The sequence below is a fragment of the Mesorhizobium sp. NPDC059025 genome, from assembly GCF_042739655.1.
GTDB lineage: Bacteria > Pseudomonadota > Alphaproteobacteria > Rhizobiales > Rhizobiaceae > Mesorhizobium.
This window is the reverse complement of the sequence record NZ_JBHYIM010000007.1, coordinates 92,939-112,718: the sequence shown is the minus strand read 5'-3', so window position 1 is coordinate 112,718 and position 19,780 is coordinate 92,939. Positions and strand designations below refer to the sequence as shown.

Here is a 19,780-nt window from a genome sequence, read left to right as displayed (position 1 = left end):
GCGACTGCCGGTGAATGGCTGCCCCGTGGGAACACAAAGCGAGACCGTCCCCGGCAGTCGTCTGCCCGGGGCGAAATGGACCCGAGCGGGTCCCAAAGGGAGAAATGTGCATGAAGCTGAAAATGGCAGCAGCAGCGCTTGGCCTGTCGCTTCTGGCGGCAGGAGGCGCGGCCCACGCCGAAGGCGTGCTCAACATCTACAACTGGGGCAACTACACCAGCCCGGAGCTGATCAGGAAGTTCGAGAAACAATACGACATCAAGGTCACCGTCACCGACTACGATTCCAACGACACCGCGCTCGCCAAGGTGCGGCAGGGTGCGTCCGGCTACGACATCGTCGTTCCCTCGGCCAGCGTCATACCGATCTGGATCAGCGAGGGGTTGCTGCTCGAAACGCGCCCCGACCAGATGGAGAACTTCAAGAATGTCGACCCGCGCTGGGTCGACGTGCCGTTCGATCCTGGCCGCAAATACACCGTGCCGTGGCAGTGGGGCAGCACCGGCATGTCGGTCAACAAATCCGTCTATTCCGGCGACATCAACACTTCGGCGATCTTCCTCGACCCGCCGCCGGAGCTCGTCGGCAAGATCAATGTCGTGCCCGAGATGGGCGACATCATGTATTTCGCCATCACCTATTTCGGCGGCAAGTTCTGCACCGAAGACAAGGCGCTGCTGAAGAAGGTGCGCGACAAGCTGGTCGAGGCCAAGGCGAAGTGGCTTTCGCTCGACTACGCTGCCGTCGACGGGCTTGGCCGCGGCGATATCGCGGCCGGTGTCAACTGGAACGGCATCTCGCTGCGCCAGCGGCTGCAGAACAAGGACATCACCTACGGCTATCCGAAGGAAGGCTATCCGATCTTCATGGACAATGTCGCCGTGCTGAAGGATGCCAGGAACGTCGAGAACGCCAAGCTGTTCCAGAACTTCATCATGGATCCGGAAAACGCGGCGATGATCTCCGCCTTCGCCCGCTATGCCAACGGCATCAAGGGTTCGGATAAATTCATGCCCGCTGACATGAAGGGCGCGCCGGAAGTCGACATCCCGGCCGAGTTCCTTGCCAAGGGCGAAGTCATGCCGATCTGCCCGACGCCGGTGCTGCAGCTTTATACCAAGATCTGGACCGACATCCAGAAATAGCGCCTCTCACCAGCCAGTTCCGGGCGCCGCACCGCCCGGACAGCCATCCCTGGAGCGTTCTCACGGAAAAAGCGGAAACGCTCCAGCTCCTTGTTTTCACGCAATTCCAGACGGAAAACCGCACGCACTTTTCCTGGAATTGCTCCCAGACCACATTCGCGATCGCCCGATCGCCGGAGACCACGCATGTCCGATCTCGACCTTTGCTACATGCCAGCCAACAAGGCGCTGCAGCTTTTCAGGGCCAAAAAACTTTCGCCGGTGGAATTGATGCAAGCCACCATCAGGCGCGCCGAGGCTACGAAATCCTCGATCAACTGCCTGACGTTCACCTATTTCGATGAAGCCATGGCGCTCGCCAGGAAGGCTGAAGCCAAATACGCCAAAGGCGCCAGGACCGGCGCGCTCGAAGGCCTGCCGATCGGCGTCAAGGACGAGAGCTATATCAAGGGCAAGCCGACCTCGCATGGTTCGCTGCTGACCCAGGGCGCGGTGAGCGGCCACACCTCCACGATCAACGAACGCATCATCAAGGCCGGCGGCATCGTGCATGCGCGCACCGCAACGCCGGAATTCAGCTGCGCCGGCTACACCTGGTCGAAGCGCTGGGGTGTCACGCGCAATCCGTGGAATCCCGAGTTCACGCCTGGCGGTTCCTCGGGCGGCTCGGCGGCGACGCTGGCCGCGGGCACGTCGGCGATCGCGACGGGGTCCGACATCGCCGGTTCCATCCGCATCCCGGCCTCGGCATGTGGTCTCGTCGGCTTCAAGCCGCCCTATGGCCGCAACCCGGACGAGCCGCCGTTCAATCTCGATTTCTACTGCCACACCGGGCCGCTGGCGCGCAACGTCACCGACGCGGTCCTGCTGCAGAACGTCATGACGGGGCCGAGCCCGCTCGACATCTCCACCTTGCGTCCGAAGCTGAGGCTGCCGCTCGACTACAAGCCGATCAAGGGCTGGCGGATCGCCTTCTCCATGGACCTCGGCTCGTTCGAGGTGAGCCCGGACGTACGCAGGAACACGCTGGAAGCCTGTGAGGTTTTCCGTTCGCTGGGGGCGACTGTGGAAGAGGTCGATCTCGGCTGGGGCGACGAGGTGCTGAAATCCGGCATGGCCTATCTCGAGCATATCTTCGGCGCGTCGCTGGCCGGCCTGCTCAAGGAGCATGGCGACGACATGACGAGCTATGCCCGGCAGTTCGCCCTGGACGGGCAGAAATCGAAGGCGACCGACTTCGTCGCAACGCTGGAGGTGGCGGGGCGGATGTATCAGAGCCTCGGACCGCTGCTCGAGAAATACGATGTGCTTGTGTGTCCCACCAATGCGCTGCCGGCGGTGCCGGCCGAGTTCGACCAGACCAAGGATAGTGTGCAGATCAACGGCAAGACGGTGAACCCGTCGCTCGGCTGGGTGATGACCACGCCGTTCAACATGCTGAGCCGCTGTCCCGTTGTCTCGATGCCGTCTGGCCGGGCGACAAATGGCGTGCCGACAGGCATCCAGATTGTCGGGCGTACCTACAGCGATGCCGATGTATTCCGCGCGGCAATGGCCTATGAAACGGCACGGGGCCAATGGTATGGCGACGGAGCACGCCCGTCGCTGTGACCAAGGCGCATGTCGGCCCGAGACGAAATCAGCCGGCCCCGCGGATGAGCGCGTGGCCGGGCAGGGGACTGAAGCAGGATGGTTCAACGCAGCGCAGTCACGGCTGAAGGAAAGCAGGCCGTATCAGGCAAGCGCCCGGCTGCCCGCGACCGTCGGCGCGAACGCGGCGAGGCGAGCATCCAGCGCATCATCGACGCCGCCATCGACCTCATCGCCGACGAGGGCCTGTCCAGCCTGACCATGCAAGCCATCGCCAAACAGGCGGGAGCTTCCAATGCGCTGGTGGTCTTCCATTTCGGCAACAAGGAGAACCTGCTTCGCGCGGTGCTGCAGTATCTCAGCGATCAGTATGACGCGCTCTGGACGAGCATGGTGCGTGCGCCCGGCCTGTCGCCGGTGCAACGCGTGACGGGGGCGGTCGAATGCGGGCGCCGGTTTGCGCGCCAGCATCCAAAATGGGTTTCGGTCTTCGTCATCTTCGGCAGCGATCGCAAGAGCATGCAGATCTACAAGGAAATCGGCCTGCCCGGCGACCTTGCCTACAATGCCGAAGCCAGCGACCTGCTTGCCGAGATCGTGCGCCTCGGCAACTACACCGGCGTCGATCCAAGGGCGCTGTCCGAAAGCCTCAACTACCTGGTCCAGGGGGCCTGGTATTGGGGACACCTCAATCCACCCGATCGCGAGTCCGAAATTCCGGCCAAGACGATCGCGACGCTGCTGCATCATGCCTTCCCAAGGCATTTCGACCCGGCATGAAGACGAGCTCGGTGCCCCCGGATGACCATCTGAGGGCACTGTTCAGACCGACAGCTCAGGCTGCGGCGGCGGTGCGTACGAAACGAGCCTTTTCGGCGAGCTGCCTGGTGGCGTCGACAGTGTCCTGCGCGGCGTACCAGTAGCGTTCCTTCAGCTCGATGTTGAACAGCACACCGTCAGGGAACTCGCATTCGGCCATCAGCCTGTCCCAGGGAATGTCGCCCCAGCCGACCGGCAGATGAAGGTCGCCGTGACCGTAGGCGATGCGTTCGCCGTCGGTGAACATCCAGATGTCGTCCTGGCGGCCGAAGCTGTCGTGAACGTGCAGATGGCGCGCATAGGGTGCCAGCGCCTTCACCTCCTCGACGAATTCGTCACGACGGCCGTCGAAGTCGAGTTTCAGATAGGCATGGCTGAAATCGAGCGTGGCCATGACGTTCGGATGGTTGATCGCACCGAGCTCCGTGGCAAGCCGTGACGGCGAGGCCGCAAGCGCCTTGCCGTCATAGCCTGCGAACAGGGTCTCGACGCAGAGGATCAGCCCATGCTGGCGGGCGACGTCACCGCTCTTGGCCAGCCATTCGCGCTGCCGCTGATAGCCGGCCTCGACGCCGTCGGCCTGTTGCATCGGCATCAGGCCGGAATGGATCACATAATGCTCGGCGCCGACCTCGGCCGCCACTTCGAGCGACGCCTGCAGCACCTCGAAATGCCGCGGCAGCCGGTAAGCTTCGTCCATGAAGTTGATGGCGAGCGGGCCATGCACGGAATAGACGATGTCGCGGCCGGCGCAGGCGCGCGTCAGGGCGGCAAGCTGCGGCTTCCTGATCTTGCCGCCGACGACGATATCCATGTCGTAGGTCGGCAGTTCGATCGCCTCGACGCCCAGTTCCTCGATCATGTCGAGCTCTTCGGCGAAGTCCGAGAGATCGTTGGCGCGCTTGTGGGCGGAGATTCCGGTGCCGGTGACGGCTGACATGGGCTTGGTCCTTCAGTTTACGGGCTTGCGACTTTGCAGGCTGGATCTTGGGCAGGCTGGATTTTGGCCGAGCGGTGCTCGGCAGGCCGTTCGCGACAATGGCGCGCTTTCATGTCCGGCATCTGACCGGCGCATGACACTTCGCTGACGCGGCCTGGGGAAAACCATCTGCCGCTGCCTTCAATCGAGCCTCGACAGAAGCCGGCAAATGTCATTGAATCGTCACCTGATCGTCATGGATGAGGATTCGGGCTTTGCGTGGCATGGCTTTGCATTCGGCACTCCTGGTCGCTTCGCTGCTTCTCTCCGGCGAAACGAGCGCGGGCGATCTCACATCAGCCGAACTGAAGAACGAATTGGTCGGGCATTCCATCGCCTGGTGGGAGGATGGCGGCTGGCGCGGCGGTTCGCTGATCCTGGCACCCGACGGCTCCGCCGAGATCACGATCGACAATTCGGGCGACAACTCGGTCCAGCAGGGCGACAAGGGGCGGTGGGCGCTGCGCAATGGTGAACTGTGCACCGTGTGGAGCGAGATCCGCGACGGCGGCGAGAAATGCTACAGCGTTCGCCGCGGCGAGCGCGGGCGCTTCCTCACCAGCGGCGGCAATGTCTTCGAGATCCGCGACGCCGGTGTCTGATCCGGATTGACCGTTCAGGCCCGGCCCTGGCCCGGTTCTGCCTCTCAGAGGCGAATAACAGCTTTTGCTGGCCCGCGCCGGTGGGGATTGTCGTCATTTCATCACGAAACCACAACGCGGCTGTCATGTGATCTCTCTAGGGGAGGCGCCGTAGCGGGCGTTGCGCTCGCGCAGCAACCTTCCTGTCTGGAGAGGACGAATGAAACGATTAATCCTGCTCGCGACGACGGCCGTCGTGCTTGCTAGCGGCGCCAGCGCCGCCGAACGCACCAAATTCGAATTCTGGTACGGCCTCACCGGCGACCTCGGCGAAGTGGTGGCCAAGCACTGCCAGCTGTTCAACCAGTCGCAGGACAAATACGAAGCCGTCTGCACCGGGCAGGGTGGCTACGACAAGGCCGAGCAGAACACGATCGCGGCCTATCGCTCCAAGCAGCATCCGACGATCGTCCAGATCTATGATGCCGGCACCGTGAACTTCATGCTGTCGGGCGCCATCTATCCGGCCACCAAGTTCGCCAAGGATTACAAGCTCGACATCGACTGGAAATCCTATTTCCCGGGCATCGCCAACTACTACGCCACCTCCACCGGCGAGATGTGGTCGTTCCCCTACAATTCCTCGACCGCCGTCTTCTACTGGAACAAGGAAGTCTTCGCGAAGATCGGCAAGACCGAAGCGCCGAAGACCTGGGCCGAGTTCGGCGAAGACCTGAAGGCGATGAAGGCTGCCGGCGTTCCCTGCGGTTTTGCCTTCGACTTCGATTCCTGGATGGACCTCGAACAGTTCTCGGCGACCAACTCCATTCCGCTGGCCACGCTCGACAACGGCTACGGCGGTCTCGGTGCCGAACTCGCTTTCAACAAGACCGCCTTCGTCGGCCACATGAAGGATTTCAAGTCCTGGCTCGACGCCGGCTATGCCAAGATCCAGACCAAGCAGATGGGCAAGGACGTCGTCCAGGCGTTCGCCGACGGCACCTGCGCCGCCACCATCACCTCGATCGCCAACCACGGCACCGTGCACAACACCCAGGCCAAGGACCTGAAGTGGGACGTCGCCATGATGCCGGTCATCGATGCCGCCAAGCGCACCAATTCGATGGTCGGCGGCGCTTCGCTGTGGGTCATGGAAGGCAAGTCGCCGGCAGAATACGAAGCCGCGGCGGCTTTCCTGAAATACGTCACGGCTCCGGATACCGGCGAGAAGTACATCGCTGAAAACACCGGCTATATCCCGGTCACGACCAAGGGCTATGAGCTGCTGAAGGCAGAAGGCTTCTACAAGGATCCGAAGCGTGTCAACCGCGACATCGCGATCGCTTCGCTGACCGCGTCCGACGTCACCCCGCTCTCGCGTGGCATCCGTCTCGGCAACTTCACCTCGGTCCGCGCCGAGCTGCGCTCCGAGCTGGAAGCTGCCTTCACCGGCCAGAAGGACATGCAGACCGCCATCGACGCCGTCGTCGAACGCGGCAACCAGATCCTGCGTCGCTACGAGCAGACCTACAAGGGTGTCGCCCTGCCGTAAGCAGGCCTGACCTTATCCGGGCGTCGCGGCTGGCCGCGACGCCCCTTTCATAATCATGACCGGCAAGGAGCATCCGCGTGGAAAAGCGTGCGACTTTCTCCAATCTGTGGCTGGCGGCAGCTTTCATCGCTCCGCAGATGCTTCTGATCTTCGTTTTCTTCTACTGGCCGTCCGGCGAGGCGCTCTACTGGTCGCTCACCCTGGAGCCACCTTTCGGCGGCAGCAATCAGTGGGTTGGCCTGCAGAACTTCATGACCGTGTTCGAGGATCCGAAATACTGGAACTCGGTGCGGGTTTCGCTGACCTTCGCCTTCTCGGCCACGGTGCTCTCGCTTGCGATTGCCGCGTTGCTCGCGCTTTTCGTCGACCGCCGGCTGCCCGGCCACCAGGTCTACAAGTTCACCTTCTTCCTGCCCTACGCGCTGGCGGCCCCCGCCGTCGGCCTGGCGTTCCGCTTCATCTTCTCGCCGGATGCCGGCTTCGTGTCGGTGATCAACCATGCTTTCCCCGGTCTCTGGAACCCGGCGCTCAACGGCTACGACGCCTTCACGCTCATCGTGCTGGCGCAAAGCTGGAAGATGGTCGGCTACAATTTCATCTTTTTCCTGGCCGCCCTGCAGTCGATACCGCGCACGATTTCCGAAGCAAGCGCGATGGACGGTGCCAGTGTGCTGAGGCGGATGTGGGATATCCAGCTGCCGCTGATCACCCCGACACTGTTCTTCCTGATCGTGATCAACATCACCGACAGTTTCGTCGACAGTTTCGGCATCGTCGACATCACCACATCCGGCGGTCCGGCGCGGGCGACCGAACTGATGGTCTACAAGATCTACACCGACGGCTTCCAGGGCAAGGACTACTCGCTCGCCGCCGCGCAATCGATCGTGCTGATGGTGCTCGTCATCGCACTGACCTTCATCCAGTTCCGCTTCGTCGAGCGGCGCGTCCACTATCGCTGAGCGGAGGCCTGGCCGTGATCGAACGCACCCCCGTCCTCGATTTCCTCACCCACGCGCTGCTCATCTTCAGCCTCGCGGCACTGCTCATTCCGTTCTGGATCATCTTCGTGGCTGCGAGCCACGACTTCCATACGGTCAACCAGGTGCCGATGCCGCTATGGCCCGGCAGCCATTTCTTCGAAAACATGGCCACCGCCTGGGAACGCGGCAATTTCGGCCGGGTGATGCTGAATTCCATCATCGTCGCCGGCGGCGTCACCATCGGCAAGATCGTGATCGCCGCGCTTTCGGCATTCTCGATCGTCTACTTCCGCTACAAGCTGCGCATGGTGATGTTCTGGCTGATCTTCATCACCCTGATGCTGCCGCTGGAAGTGCGCATCGTGCCGACCTATGCGGTGGCGGCCGACGCGTTGAGGCCATTCAAGGCGATCTTCGGACTGTTCGGGATCTCGGTCGGATTGCCGGAGTGGAACCTGCTCAACTCCTATTCCGGCCTGATCCTGCCGCTGATCGCCACAGCGACCGGCACGTTCCTCTACAGGCAGTTCTTCCTCACGGTTCCAGACGAATTGACCGAAGCGGCCAAGATGGATGGCTCGGGCCCGGTCCGCTTCTTCCTCGAAGTGCTGATGCCGCTCTCCAAGACCAACATGGCCGCGCTCGCCACCATCATGTTCGTATGGTCATGGAACCAGTATTTGTGGCCGCTGCTGGTGGTGACCGACCAGTTGAACTTCGCCACCGCCACCATGCAGCTTCAGAAGATCGTGCCCGGGCCGGTGTTCGGCGAACCGCCGATCTGGAACGTTGCCATGGCCGCCAACCTGATCGTGCTGACCCCGCCGGTGCTGGTCACCATCTTCCTGCAGCGCTGGTTCGTGCGCGGCCTCATCTCCACCGAAAAATAAGGGATCACACCCCATGGCCGAAATCACCTTGCGCGACGTGCGCAAATCCTACGCCAAGAACGAGGTCGTGCACGGCGTGAATCTCGACGTCGCCAGCGGCGAGCTGATCGTCATTCTCGGGCCCTCAGGCTGCGGCAAGTCCACGCTGCTGCGCATGGTGGCTGGCCTGGAAACGATCACCTCGGGGGAGGTCACGATTGCCGGCCGCGTGGTCAACAGACTGGAGCCGCGCGAACGCGGCTGCGCCATGGTGTTCCAGAACTATGCGCTCTATCCGCATATGTCTGTCGCGAAAAACATCGGCTACTCGCTGAAGATCGCCGGGCTGCCGAAAGCCGAACGCATCGAACGCGTCAACAAGGTCGCGGCTACGCTTGGCCTGACCGATTTTCTCGAACGCAAGCCGGCCCAGCTTTCCGGCGGCCAGCGGCAGCGCGTGGCGATGGGGCGCGCCATGATCCGCGAACCGAAAGTGTTCCTCTACGACGAGCCCTTGTCCAACCTCGATGCAACGTTGCGCGTCGCCATGCGTGTCGAAATCCGCAAGCTGCACCAGCGGCTCGGCGCGACGACCCTGTTCGTGACGCACGACCAGGTCGAGGCCATGACGCTCGCCGACCGTATCGTCGTGATGAACAAGGGCGGCATCGAGCAGGTCGGGACGCCGAGCGAGGTCTATGGCCGCCCGGAAACCACCTATGTCGCCAATTTCATCGGCTCGCCCGGGCTCAATCTGCTGAAGGGTGCCGCTCATCCGGACGAAGGCGTCATCAAGCTGCCGGATGGCCAGCAGCTCGCCTATGACCGCAACCAATGGCCGGAGATCGGCCATGGTCCGGTCGTCGCGGGCTTCCGTGCCGAAGCGGTGAAATTCGGTTCCGGTCCGCTTTCCGCGCGCTTCGACTTTGCCGAAGAGCTCGGCATCGCCAAGCTGCTGCATGGCTCGTTCGGTGGACAGGGGATGATCGTGCACGTCGCGACACGCGCCGACCTGCAGCCGGGCCAGCCGTTCTTCTTCTCGGTCGATCCTGCCGATATCCAGTTGTTCGACGCCGACAGCGGTCGACGGCTGGAGGAGGTCAGCGCGCCCGTGGCCGCAGTGAAAAATACGACGCCTTCGCAGATCATCGCTTGACGACGACGACCACCGGCCGCCTTTCGGCTTACCGGTGGTTTACGACATCGCGCTAGGCTTGCTCATGTCCGATTCGTGAGGGAAGCCCCGTGAGCAAGATCGTCACTTCATTCGCCGTGGTTGCGGTGTTTTCCGCCTTGCTGATGGCGCTGAGCCTGGCGGTAGCGCAGCACGGCTATCCGTTCGGCGCCATCGGCGTGAAGCGGCTGGACGACATTGCGGATGCAACGACCTTCCTGCCGCTCGCCGCGCTCTATTTCTTTTCGGCCATGCTGATGATGGTGCTGCCGCTGCGCGCGGCGAGCATCGTCCTGCTCAATGCCGCCGATATCGTCGTCTGGGCGGTTGTGGTGCTGTTCGCCAGCATTGTCGGGTCGCTGGCGGCACGCTGGGCCTTCGGCCAAAGCAGCGCGCTGTGGGCATTGTGGAACTGGCGCTTCCTGTTTGTCGCGGCTGTGGTGGGCTGTCACCTCGTCATGAACGAGTTGAGGCGCAACGTTCTGTTGCGCAGCCTCTTCCTGGTCGTTTTTGCGGCAGCAACGCTCGCCTGCCTGTTCTGGTCCTTCGCGCTCTGAACCACGGTGGGGTGCAAGGAACGCGCCAACACTCGAAGCTACGTACCATGACTGCCGAAATCGATTTCGATTTTCAGGTCGATGCGCTAGCTTGGAGCTTCCGGCATGTGCGGGTTTACAGGCTATTATCCATTCCCGTTCATGCGATTTTATTGCGGTTAATTTAGAGGAAGGGCGAGGATAGCGCGTTCCTTCTTGGGTAGGGTGAGTATCGTGGGCGATGTAAAGTCGAAAATTCGTGAAATTCTGGCCGCGCGTGGCGGTTTGCCGGGCGGGATCGAAACGCTCGGCGACCAGTCGGACCTCTACGCGGCGGGATTGTCGTCCTTCGCCTCAGTTCAGATCATGCTGGCTCTGGAAGAGGCGTTCGACCTCGAATTCCCGGATTCGCTGCTCAACCGCAAAACATTCCAGAGCGTCGATGCGATTGCCGCAGCCGTGCAGGGCATCCTCAACGGGGCCACGGCGGCAGAATGAACGCGCCGGCCAGCACACGTCTTGCCGAACGCGCCGGCCGCGTGGCGGCGGTCGCCGCCGCTCATGCCGACGACGTCGACATCAAGAGCCGTTTTCCGCAAGAGGCGGTCGATGCCATGCGGCTCGAACGGCTGCTTTCCGTCCAGATCGCCGACGAGTTCGGCGGCGAGGATGCCACGATATCGGACGTTGCCGAAATCTGTTCGCTGATCGGCCAGTCGTGCGCCTCCGCGGCCATGGTCTTCGCCATGCACCACATCAAGCTTTCCAGCCTCGTTTCGCACGGCTCGGAGAGTGGCTGGCACCAGGCTTTCATGCGTCGCGTCGCCGACGAACAACTGCTGCTTGCCTCGGCCACCACCGAAGGGGGCATCGGTGGCAATCTGCGCAACAGCATCTGCGCCATCGAAGTGAACGGAGCCGATTGCCATCTGGAGAAGGATGCCACGGTCATCTCCTATGGCGAATATGCCGATGCCATCCTGATCACCTCGCGTGCCAATGCCGAAGCCGCTTCTACCGACCAGGTAATGACGGTGTTTGGCAAGGATCAATACACGCTGGAGCGTACCCAGGTATGGGACACGCTCGGCATGCGCGGCACCTGCTCCGACGGCTACCTGTTCAAGGGCGATGCGCCCGCCGTGCAGATCCTGCCGAAGCCCTTCGCCGAAATCGCAGCGCAATCGATGCTGGCGACCTCGCACCTTTTGTGGAGCGCGGTCTGGTACGGCATCGCCGTCAACGCCATGGCGCGCGCGCAGAGCTTCGTGCGCGCAGCTGCCCGCAAGAGCCCCGGCGCGCCGCCGCCAGGCGCGTTGCGGTTGGCCGAAGCGTCCAGCCTGCTGCAGCTCCTGAAATCCAACATCATTGCCGGACTGCGTGAGTTCGAGGCGGCGAAGGCCGATCACGATCGCCTGTCCTCCATCGGGTTTGCGGTGGCGATGAACAACGTCAAGATCGGCTCGTCCGAGACGATCCTCACCATCATCAACCACGCCATGCTGGTATGCGGTATCCTCGGCTACAAGAATGGCACGCCCTACAGCCTTGGCCGCCACCTGCGTGACGCGCACTCGGCGCAATTGATGATTTCCAATGACCGTATCCTCGGTAACACGTCGAACCTCCTGCTTGTGCACAAGCAGGACACGAGCCTGATGGGGTAAGCCATGGACCAGCAAACCTCGCTTCTGGACCGGCTGTTCGAAACCGGCCTGCTCATCGAAACCGGCGTCGAAGGGCTTTATGGCCGCAGCGGCCGGTTCGAGGACATCATCACCCGTTTCGAGGCTCTGATCGACAGGGTCGGTGGCGGTGACGGCGCCGAAGCGATCCGCTTCCCGCCCGGCATGAATCGCGCGCATTTCGAGGGCAGCGGCTACATGAAGAGCTTTCCGCAGCTCGCCGGCACGATACATTCCTTCTGCGGCAACGAACTCGACCACATGAATCTCCTGCAGTGCATGGAGACCGGCGAGGACTGGACCAAGACCCAGGAAGGCACCGACATCGTGCTGACGCCCGCCGCCTGCTATCCGCTCTATCCGACGGTGGCCAAGCGCGGTGCCTTGCCGGAGGGCGGCGGTCTGTTCGACCTGCAATCCTATTGTTTCCGGCGCGAGCCTTCCAATGATCCTGCGCGTATGCAGCTTTTCCGCATGCGCGAATATGTGCGCATGGGCACGCCGGAACAGGTGATGGCGTTCCGCAACGACTGGATGGAGCGCGGCAAGGCGCTGATGGCTTCCGTGGCGTTGCCGGTGGAGATCGACGTCGCCAATGATCCGTTCTTCGGTCGCGCCGGGCGCATGATGAAGAACAACCAGCGCGACCAGAACCTGAAGTTCGAACTGCTGATCCCGATCACCTCGACAGCCAAGCCGACGGCCTGCATGAGCTTCAACTATCACCAGGACCATTTCGGCAAGGGCTGGGAAATCAACACGGCCGACGGCGAAGTCGCCCATACCGCGTGCGTCGGCTTCGGGCTGGAGCGCATCGCGCTGGCGCTGCTGAACCACCACGGCCTCGATATCGATGCCTGGCCGGCGCCGGTTCGCAAGACCTTCGGATTCTGATCTTGACGCTGCCGACGGTCTTTGCCGGGCTCGACCCCGCCAGCTACAAACCACATGCGCTGCACCAGGCGGAGCGCATGTGGCCCGAGACCAATTGTTATGTCGATCTGTGGATCGAGACGCTGCACGCCTTCGGCAGCGAGCCGGAGGCGATGCTGGGTTTCACGCTGACGCAGGATTTCGAGGGCGACCAGTTCACCTTCTTCAAGGTGCCGCTGGAAGATCTCGAGGCACTGTACGGCATCCGTTGCACGGAACTCGCCATCTACGACCGCGTCGAGGCGCATGTCGCCGAACAGCTGAAGCGTGGCCGTCTGTGCCTTGTCGAGATGGACAGTTTCTATATGCCCGACACGCATGGTGTCGGTTACAGGCACGAGCACGGCAAGACCACGGTGGCGATCAACCGGCTTGATGTCGCCAGCCGCAGTATCGACTATTTCCACAATGCCGGCTTCTTCAACCTCGAAGGCGATGATTTCGACGGCTTGTTCCATATGAAGGACGGGCCGGAGGACCTGCCGTTCCTGCCCTATACGGAATTCGCCAAATTTCCGGCGCAACGGCCCGCGCACGACCATCTGCATTCGCATGCCGAGCGCCTGGCAATTCAGCATTTTGCGCGTCGGCCGGTCGACAATCCGGTGGCGGCCTTCGCCAAGGCCTTTCCCGGCCAGGTCGAAAAGCTGGCGGAGCGGCCGTTCGATTTCTTCCATAAATATGCGTTCAACACGCTGCGCCAGCTCGGTGCGAATTTCGACCTGGCCGCGGCTCACCTCGACTGGCTGTACCCCGACGGTTCCCTGGCCGGAGCGGCCGGTCATGCGCGGCGTATTTCCGAAGTTGCCAAGGCGGCGCAGTTCCAGGTGGCGCGCGCCGTGGCGCGGCGCAAGTTCGAACCGCTGGCCACCGCTCTCGATCCGGCCATAGAGGCCTGGGATGCCTTGATGCGCGACCTCGCCGGCAGGCTCGGCTAGAAGCGCCGTGAACGCGGCTACTCCAGCACGTGGCAGTCAGGGCGGCCTCCTCGTACAGGGCTGGCGGATGGCGCTCACACCTGCCGGTGCCTGGGATACGCCGCCGCCGGATGCAGGGCCTTTTCGGACGGTGTCAGCGCCTGTTCCCGGTACTGTTGCCGGTGCGCTGGAGCGGGACGGTCAGTTCGAGCGCACCGCGCCGCGACCGTTGAACACGTCCGACGCCTGGTACCTTCTCGATCACCTGGGAGAGCCGCCCGGACCGGCCATGCTCCATTTCGATGGGCTGGCGACCATTGCGGAAATCTATTGGAATGGCGATCTGGTCCTCACTTCCGGCTCGATGTTCATAGGCCATGAACTGGCTGTCACCTTGACCGGGAAGGACAGGCTGGCCGTCTGCTTTCGGGCGCTCGCACCCCATCTGGAAAAGCGGGGAACCCGCGCACGCTGGCGGCCGCAGATGATCACGCCGCCGGGTTTGCGCCTGGTTCGCACCACCGTGCTCGGCTACATGCCCGGCTGGTGTCCGGAGATCCATGCCGCCGGGCCCTACCGCCCGATCCGGCTGACCCGGCCGGACAGCGGCGAGCCGCAGGATGTCCGCGTCGCCGCGACGTTGGATGAGGACGGAACCGGCCAGTTGAAGGTAAGCTTCAAGGCGTCCGGCTTGAAGGGCACCGTCCACCTCATCTGCGCGGGCAGCGAAGCCGAGCTTTCGAGCGAGGGCGGGCACTTCGAAGGTCGCTTATCCATTCCGGATGTCGCGGTGTGGTGGCCGCGCACGCACGGAGCGCCGGTTCTGCACGATGTCGAAATCCTGGCGGGCGGTGAGCGCCGCACAATCGGCCGCACCGGCTTTCGGCGGATAGCCGTCGATCGAGGCCCCGACAGACGGGACTTCGCCCTTCTCGTCAACGGTGTGCGTGTCTTCTGCCGCGGAGCGGCCTGGACCAGCGCCGACATCGTTGACCTTCCCGGTGAGCGGGATCGCTACGCGCCACTTCTCGAACTCGCGGCCGACGCGAACATGAACATGGTCCGTCTTGGCGGAACCATGCTCTACGAGACGCCGGAATTCTTCGCGCTGTGCGATGAACTCGGCATTATGGTCTGGCAGGACTTCATGTTCGCCAACTTCGACTATCCGATCGGCGATGCCGATTTCGCGGCGTTGGTGCGCAGTGAGGCGGAGCAGTTCCTGCATGGCATTTCGTCCTCGCCGTCACTGGCGGTGCTGTGCGGAGGCAGTGAGATGGCGCAGCAGGCGGCCATGCTTGGGCTGCCGCCGGCATCGTGGTCGGGCCTGCTGACGGACGACCTGCTGCCCACCATTGCGACCGCGATCAGGCCGGACGTGCCTTACGTGCCGAACAGTCCAAGCGGCGGAGCGATGCCGTTTTCGCCCAATGAAGGCGTCACCCACTATTACGGCGTCGGCGCTTACTGCCGGCCGCTGGAGGATGCGCGTCGCGCCGGCGTCCGTTTTGCCGCCGAGAGCCTGGCATTTGCCAATGTGCCGGAACAGACGCTGCTCGACAGTGCGTTGCCGGTGCCGGCCGTTCATGATCCGCGCTGGAAGGCGCGCGTGCCGCGCGATCGTGGCGCGTCATGGGATTTCGAAGACATTCGCGAACACTATCTGGCACTGCTCTACGGTGTCGATCCGATACGGCTGCGTCGCGAAGATCCAGTCCGCTATCTCGACCTCTCGCGTGCCGTGACAGGCGAGGTGATGGAAGCGACCTTCGCCGAATGGCGCCGAGCGGGCTCAAGCTGCAACGGAGCACTGGTCTGGACGTTCCAGGATCTGCTGCCGGGTGCCGGGTGGGGTGTTGTCGATGCCAGGGGCATGCCAAAGCCAGCCTGGTATGCGCTAAAGCGCGCCTTTCGCCCGGCGCAGATCATGCTGACTGACGAAGGTACAAACGGTATCGACGTGCATGTCGTCAATGATAGTGGCATGGACCGCGAGTTCATCATCGAGATCGCCTGCCTGCGCGATGGGATGCAGCCTGTGGTGCGTGGCACGCAGACGATCATGGTTCCAGCCCGCCGGGGCATCGCCTTGCCGGCGACGGATCTGTTCGGCGCCTTTTTCGATACCGCCTATGCTTTCCGCTTCGGGCCGCCTGCGCACAATGTGACGGTTGCCCGGTTGGAGGACGACGGCGGTCAAGGCCTGGTTGCCGAGGCGTTTCATTTTCCGCTCGGGCGGGCCGAAGCTTTGACCGAAGCTGCCTTGACGGCGGTGCTGTCTGAAGCGGAGGGGCGCTGGCTGCTGACGCTCTCCACCGACCGTCTGGCCCAGTCGGTTCATATCGACGTGCCCGGTTTCCGGCCTTCGGACAACTGGTTCCATCTGGCGCCGGGAGACGCGAAGACCGTGCGGCTTGTTGCGCTTGGAGGCGTTGAAAAGCCGACTGGCGGTGTCAGTGCCCTGAATTCAAGGGCAACCGCACGGTTCTAACGGGACGTGGTGCAAGGTCGCGCAAGTCGAGCCCGATCTTCGAAAATCATCCGCCAGCTTGCGATGTCGGAGCGCCGTTTGCATGTGTGTTTGAACGTGCGCCGTCAGGTTCGCCCGCCTTCAGGGCAGCTTCAAGAATGCGTTCGCGCACCACAGCCTTGGCAGCAGGTGGCGAGATGTTGTGGTCGGCATCGGCAATGATATCCAACGTGGCGTTGCCGTAGCGTTTCAGCCCTTCGCCGTCCTTGCCGAAATGGAAGCGGAAGCGGTCCAGGCCGATATCGGTCGCGCTGTAGATCAATGTCAGCGGCATGTGCCGCTGGGCGAGGCGCTTGAACAGGGCATGTGTCGCTTCTCCCAGGCGAGCATATTTTGAAACCGGCGCCATCAGCGACGGCATCATCCCGGCGATGCGCCTGGCGACCTGCTTGCCGATGCTGGTTACGGCACTGCGGACATCGATGCGGCCGGCAAACAGGCGGCGCAGGGTATCGCCGCTGACCATGCGGCGACCATAATCTTCGAGCGATCGGGCATTGTAGCGCAAGGCGTCATCCACCGCCTCGTCCTTGTCCCAGACGAATGTGAAGGGATTGACCAGAACGGCGGCCTTGCAGCGGTCGTCGGCAATGGCACTGCGGAAGGCGAGATAGGCGCCGCTGCAGCGACCGGCGAGCACAGCCAGACCGAGTGCCAGCCCATCGAGCAGGTCAAAAGCGGCGATCACGTCGTCCACCTGATAGTCGGTATACAACGTCTGTTCGGGCGCCCCGACCACCGGTGGACTGTCACCGACGTCAGCCCCGTCGAAACGCAGGGAAGCCACGCCTTTGGCCGCCAGATAGCGGGCGGTTTCAACAGTCATGCGTGCCCAGCCGGCCTGGCGGTCGTAGCCACTTCCAAGGCAGATGACGGTGGCGCCTCGCCTTTGACCTCGAGGCTGGCAGAGAACACCATAGAGGCGATCGTCGGCACCGAAGCGCAGCGGAGTCTCCACGAAATCGGGACCTTCCAGTCGTGCCGCGCCGGGGACCTCCGATGCCTGCAGGTGCGCTTTCTTGCCCTTCGACTGCGTGGCTGCCTCGGACACCCATGCCACGACCTGGCCAATGACCGTGAGTGGCTGTTTGGCGAGTGTCGGGTTGGAAACCAGATCATCATAGCCCAGATAGGGCAGGCGGGTGACCTTGGCGCCCAGCGTGGCCAGATGTTTCGAGAGCGCGACTTCCTTGTCGTGTGCCGACCGCTCCAGCATCAGGACACGGCCCGCCGGTGGCGTGGGCAGCGCTTCGATGTTGAGCTTCTTGATCTGCGCAGCGATTTCGTCGGGCATGACCAGGCCCGCCACTGCGACATGATCGGCAATTCGTTGATCCTTTCGAAGGCCGAGTCCCTCGTCCACCATCTTTGACCAGGCAGCCAGCTCGCGCAGGTAGGAGCGGCCGGTGACGACCGGCGCCATCAGGACGGCTGCGTCGACGGCCGTGAGCCTGGGAGCGAAGCTTGCAGCCAGCGTTGCGCCGATGCCATGACCGATCAGGATCAGGCGGGCGGCGCCGGACAGGCGCCGCAATTCTTCGGCGGCGCCAAGCACAGCCCTCTCCCAGACAGCGAGACCGTCGGCGAAGTCGGCTCGGTCCAGCGCGTCGCCGGTCCCCGGGTAGTCGAAGCGCAGGCTGGCAATGCCGGACATCGCCAGGCGCTCAGCGAGATCGCGCCAGAGCTTGCGCGTGCACATCTCCTCGAGGCCCCATGGGCTGAGGAAAAGAACTGCGCTGTCGCGCTTTGTGGAACCAGCTGCCGCTTCAGCGTAGAGCCCGACTGTGCCGCAGAACGTCACGGGCTGTGCCGCGGCCCATTGCCTGCGCATCTGGTTCTCGGTCATGCCTGGTGCCTGGCTCGATGAAACAGGAACAGATGGAGCATTCATTTCGAAGCCTGTGAGGTGGAAGGCAGTGGTGCGATCAAACCGAACAACAATCGCGCCATTCGTCCGATGCCAGATGGAAGACGCGATTGCAGGCGATTGATGGCTGCCGCGTCCTCCGATGGTATCGCCGCCAGCAGACGCATTGCAAACGCGTACACAAGCGCGCCGACCGCGATGCCGACAACAAGGCCGAAAATCCCCTGCAATGCGCGTGCTGCCAGATATGCAGCGACACCGCAAGCGATAGCAGCCAAGGCTGTCCTGACCACGACGAGAACAAGATCCTTCGCCTTTCCTTCGAGGGTGATACGACTGGCGAGGAGTGCGCCCATGGCCAGAAAAACGAAACCACGAACCATCGCTGCGCCGGCCAGGCCCCATGAGGGCACCGCGACAAGGCAGCCTACAACCATCAACAGGGCGCCAATACTGCTGATGACCAGGCGATCCGTCACCTGGTTCCTGGAGTAAAGATACTGGGTGACGAGCAGCATGAAGACATAGGCAGGCGAGCCGACAGCCAGGATCGCCACGGCCATGGCGGCTGGTTGGAACGCATTGCCGAAAACGGCGACGACCAGAGGCGAGGCAACCGCGGCCAGACCGAAGCAGAGCGGCAGGGTGATATAGGACAGTGAGCGGACCACGGCGGCAAACAGGTCGGCAGAGCTGATATCGTGCTCGGTTTCGTGTCGTTCGGCATAGAAAGGGATCAGGCTTCCCGCCAGTTGCACAGGCAGCTGAAGTGCAAGGTTCGCCAGGGACAGCGCGACCGCATAGAAGCCGACATCCTGTGTGTCCCGGAAATGCTGCAGGAAGACCAGCTCCGGTCTGGTCAGAAAAACAGCAGTGATAAGGAATTCGAAGAACAGCAGGAGCGACGTCGCGGCGAGGGCGCGGCCGCTGTGCCCGGCCTTTCGGCGTCGGGTCGAAAGAATGCGCAGGGTGTAGATAAAGAACACCGATTGGCCGGCTATGTAGCCGACCAGGACGCCTTCGGTGCCGGCAAGTCGCGCACCGCCCAGAACGATGCCGAGCTGCAGGATCGATGCAATGACGGTGAAGATGAAGAAGGTGCCGAGACGCGTCTCTCCGATCAGGTAGTTCTTGGTGAAGGAGCCGATCGACTGGATGAACAGCAAGGCGATGGCGAACGCAGCCACGCTGGCGGTTGAGTTGCTCCATTCAAGGCCGCCGCCCTTCCAGCAGAACAGTGCATAAAGCGCCGTCAGCAAGCTCGTGGCGAGGACGACCGGCACGGCCAGAAAAGCGGCGAAACCGCGCCGTTCGTCCGCGTCCACGCCCTTGGCCTTCAATTGAGGCAGCAGCCTCAGCAACAGGATTCCCGTGCCCAGTTCGGCCACCAGCGAGCCGGTGGCCGCCACCCATAGCGCGAAAGCGACAGTGCCGCTGGCAGCGGGGCCGAGCAGGCGCGCGACGATAACCGAGCAAGCGAAGCCGGTGACCAGAAGCAGCATGCCTGCTGCCGCATTGATCAGCGAATTCGACATGATGCTTCTGCTCAAAGAGTTCCTCGCAACTGCGCTACACCCCACCCCGATCCTGGTCTCAGCTTAAACGGAATGGTGTTTGCGC

17 protein-coding genes are annotated in these 19,780 nt (G+C 62.8%); 14 read left to right on the top strand and 3 right to left on the bottom strand.

Annotated features, from left to right (window positions below; genetic code table 11):
* Nucleotides 1-110: 110 nt before the first annotated feature.
* The 3 genes from ACFWYE_RS18120 (at nt 111) to ACFWYE_RS18110 (ending at nt 3,515) form a co-directional block, all read left to right on the top strand.
* Nucleotides 111-1,145, top strand: coding sequence for an extracellular solute-binding protein (locus ACFWYE_RS18120; RefSeq protein WP_379113272.1), 1,035 nt, complete (start codon nt 111-113; stop codon nt 1,143-1,145).
* Nucleotides 1,146-1,331: 186 nt separating this feature from the next.
* On the top strand, nt 1,332-2,756 hold the full coding sequence (locus ACFWYE_RS18115; RefSeq protein ID WP_379113270.1) for an amidase: 1,425 nt from the start codon (nt 1,332-1,334) through the stop codon (nt 2,754-2,756).
* A gap of 78 nt (nt 2,757-2,834) precedes the next feature.
* Complete coding sequence (locus ACFWYE_RS18110; protein WP_379113268.1) at nt 2,835-3,515, top strand: TetR/AcrR family transcriptional regulator; 681 nt, start codon at nt 2,835-2,837, stop codon at nt 3,513-3,515.
* A gap of 55 nt (nt 3,516-3,570) precedes the next feature.
* Here ACFWYE_RS18110 and ACFWYE_RS18105 read toward each other — a convergent pair whose 3' ends face one another.
* The gene (locus ACFWYE_RS18105) at nt 3,571-4,494 is read right to left on the bottom strand and encodes a sugar phosphate isomerase/epimerase family protein (protein ID WP_379113266.1); all 924 of its coding nucleotides are present in this window, start codon (nt 4,492-4,494) and stop codon (nt 3,571-3,573) included.
* 263 nt (nt 4,495-4,757) lie between these two features.
* On the opposite strand from ACFWYE_RS18105, the gene ACFWYE_RS18100 reads away from it, so the two are divergent.
* The 11 genes from ACFWYE_RS18100 (at nt 4,758) to ACFWYE_RS18050 (ending at nt 16,254) form a co-directional block, all read left to right on the top strand.
* The gene (locus ACFWYE_RS18100) at nt 4,758-5,135 is read left to right on the top strand and encodes a hypothetical protein (protein WP_379113264.1); all 378 of its coding nucleotides are present in this window, start codon (nt 4,758-4,760) and stop codon (nt 5,133-5,135) included.
* 199 nt (nt 5,136-5,334) lie between these two features.
* Nucleotides 5,335-6,666 (top strand): extracellular solute-binding protein, encoded by a 1,332-nt coding sequence (locus ACFWYE_RS18095; protein WP_379113262.1) that lies wholly within the window; start codon nt 5,335-5,337, stop codon nt 6,664-6,666.
* A gap of 77 nt (nt 6,667-6,743) precedes the next feature.
* Entirely contained in the window at nt 6,744-7,628 is an 885-nt protein-coding gene (locus ACFWYE_RS18090) for an ABC transporter permease subunit (RefSeq protein WP_379066222.1), read from the top strand.
* A 14-nt stretch (nt 7,629-7,642) separates the two neighbouring features.
* On the top strand, nt 7,643-8,539 hold the full coding sequence (locus tag ACFWYE_RS18085) for an ABC transporter permease subunit (protein WP_379113260.1): 897 nt from the start codon (nt 7,643-7,645) through the stop codon (nt 8,537-8,539).
* A 13-nt stretch (nt 8,540-8,552) separates the two neighbouring features.
* Entirely contained in the window at nt 8,553-9,674 is a 1,122-nt protein-coding gene (gene ugpC, locus ACFWYE_RS18080) for a sn-glycerol-3-phosphate ABC transporter ATP-binding protein UgpC (protein ID WP_379113258.1), read from the top strand.
* An 89-nt stretch (nt 9,675-9,763) separates the two neighbouring features.
* Entirely contained in the window at nt 9,764-10,249 is a 486-nt protein-coding gene (locus tag ACFWYE_RS18075) for a hypothetical protein (protein WP_379066228.1), read from the top strand.
* 213 nt (nt 10,250-10,462) lie between these two features.
* The gene (locus ACFWYE_RS18070) at nt 10,463-10,726 is read left to right on the top strand and encodes an acyl carrier protein (protein ID WP_379113256.1); all 264 of its coding nucleotides are present in this window, start codon (nt 10,463-10,465) and stop codon (nt 10,724-10,726) included.
* Complete coding sequence (locus ACFWYE_RS18065; protein WP_379066231.1) at nt 10,723-11,895, top strand: acyl-CoA dehydrogenase family protein; 1,173 nt, start codon at nt 10,723-10,725, stop codon at nt 11,893-11,895. Before ACFWYE_RS18070 ends, ACFWYE_RS18065 begins: the two co-directional genes overlap by 4 nt.
* Before the next feature lie 3 nt (nt 11,896-11,898).
* Nucleotides 11,899-12,807 carry an amino acid--[acyl-carrier-protein] ligase gene (locus ACFWYE_RS18060; protein ID WP_379066233.1) on the top strand — a complete coding sequence of 303 codons (909 nt, stop codon included), beginning with the start codon at nt 11,899-11,901 and terminating at the stop codon, nt 12,805-12,807.
* Nucleotides 12,808-12,815: 8 nt separating this feature from the next.
* On the top strand, nt 12,816-13,784 hold the full coding sequence (locus ACFWYE_RS18055) for a DUF1839 family protein (RefSeq protein ID WP_379113594.1): 969 nt from the start codon (nt 12,816-12,818) through the stop codon (nt 13,782-13,784).
* Between the two features lie 67 nt (nt 13,785-13,851).
* On the top strand, nt 13,852-16,254 hold the full coding sequence (locus ACFWYE_RS18050) for a glycoside hydrolase family 2 protein (protein WP_379113254.1): 2,403 nt from the start codon (nt 13,852-13,854) through the stop codon (nt 16,252-16,254).
* A gap of 46 nt (nt 16,255-16,300) precedes the next feature.
* On the opposite strand, the gene ACFWYE_RS18045 is transcribed toward ACFWYE_RS18050, so the two are convergent.
* Both ACFWYE_RS18045 and ACFWYE_RS18040 read right to left on the bottom strand, forming a co-directional pair.
* Nucleotides 16,301-18,139, bottom strand: a complete 1,839-nt coding sequence (locus ACFWYE_RS18045; RefSeq protein WP_379113252.1) for an alpha/beta hydrolase — start codon at nt 18,137-18,139, stop codon at nt 16,301-16,303.
* A 41-nt stretch (nt 18,140-18,180) separates the two neighbouring features.
* The gene (locus ACFWYE_RS18040) at nt 18,181-19,695 is read right to left on the bottom strand and encodes an oligosaccharide flippase family protein (RefSeq protein ID WP_379113250.1); all 1,515 of its coding nucleotides are present in this window, start codon (nt 19,693-19,695) and stop codon (nt 18,181-18,183) included.
* Between the last annotated feature and the right edge of the window lie 85 nt (nt 19,696-19,780).

What these genes read in the sequence shown, in the direction of transcription:
- ACFWYE_RS18120 (WP_379113272.1), top strand. Translation starts at nt 111, where the DNA reads ATGAAGCTGAAAATGGCAGCAGCAGCGCTTGGCCTGTCGCTTCTGGCG.
- ACFWYE_RS18115 (WP_379113270.1), top strand. Translation starts at nt 1,332, where the DNA reads ATGTCCGATCTCGACCTTTGCTACATGCCAGCCAACAAGGCGCTGCAG.
- ACFWYE_RS18110 (WP_379113268.1), top strand. Translation starts at nt 2,835, where the DNA reads ATGGTTCAACGCAGCGCAGTCACGGCTGAAGGAAAGCAGGCCGTATCA.
- ACFWYE_RS18105 (WP_379113266.1), bottom strand. Translation starts at nt 4,494, where the DNA reads ATGTCAGCCGTCACCGGCACCGGAATCTCCGCCCACAAGCGCGCCAAC.
- ACFWYE_RS18100 (WP_379113264.1), top strand. Translation starts at nt 4,758, where the DNA reads ATGGCTTTGCATTCGGCACTCCTGGTCGCTTCGCTGCTTCTCTCCGGC.
- ACFWYE_RS18095 (WP_379113262.1), top strand. Translation starts at nt 5,335, where the DNA reads ATGAAACGATTAATCCTGCTCGCGACGACGGCCGTCGTGCTTGCTAGC.
- ugpC (WP_379113258.1), top strand. Translation starts at nt 8,553, where the DNA reads ATGGCCGAAATCACCTTGCGCGACGTGCGCAAATCCTACGCCAAGAAC.
- ACFWYE_RS18065 (WP_379066231.1), top strand. Translation starts at nt 10,723, where the DNA reads ATGAACGCGCCGGCCAGCACACGTCTTGCCGAACGCGCCGGCCGCGTG.
- ACFWYE_RS18060 (WP_379066233.1), top strand. Translation starts at nt 11,899, where the DNA reads ATGGACCAGCAAACCTCGCTTCTGGACCGGCTGTTCGAAACCGGCCTG.
- ACFWYE_RS18050 (WP_379113254.1), top strand. Translation starts at nt 13,852, where the DNA reads ATGGCGCTCACACCTGCCGGTGCCTGGGATACGCCGCCGCCGGATGCA.
- ACFWYE_RS18045 (WP_379113252.1), bottom strand. Translation starts at nt 18,139, where the DNA reads ATGACCGAGAACCAGATGCGCAGGCAATGGGCCGCGGCACAGCCCGTG.
- ACFWYE_RS18040 (WP_379113250.1), bottom strand. Translation starts at nt 19,695, where the DNA reads ATGTCGAATTCGCTGATCAATGCGGCAGCAGGCATGCTGCTTCTGGTC.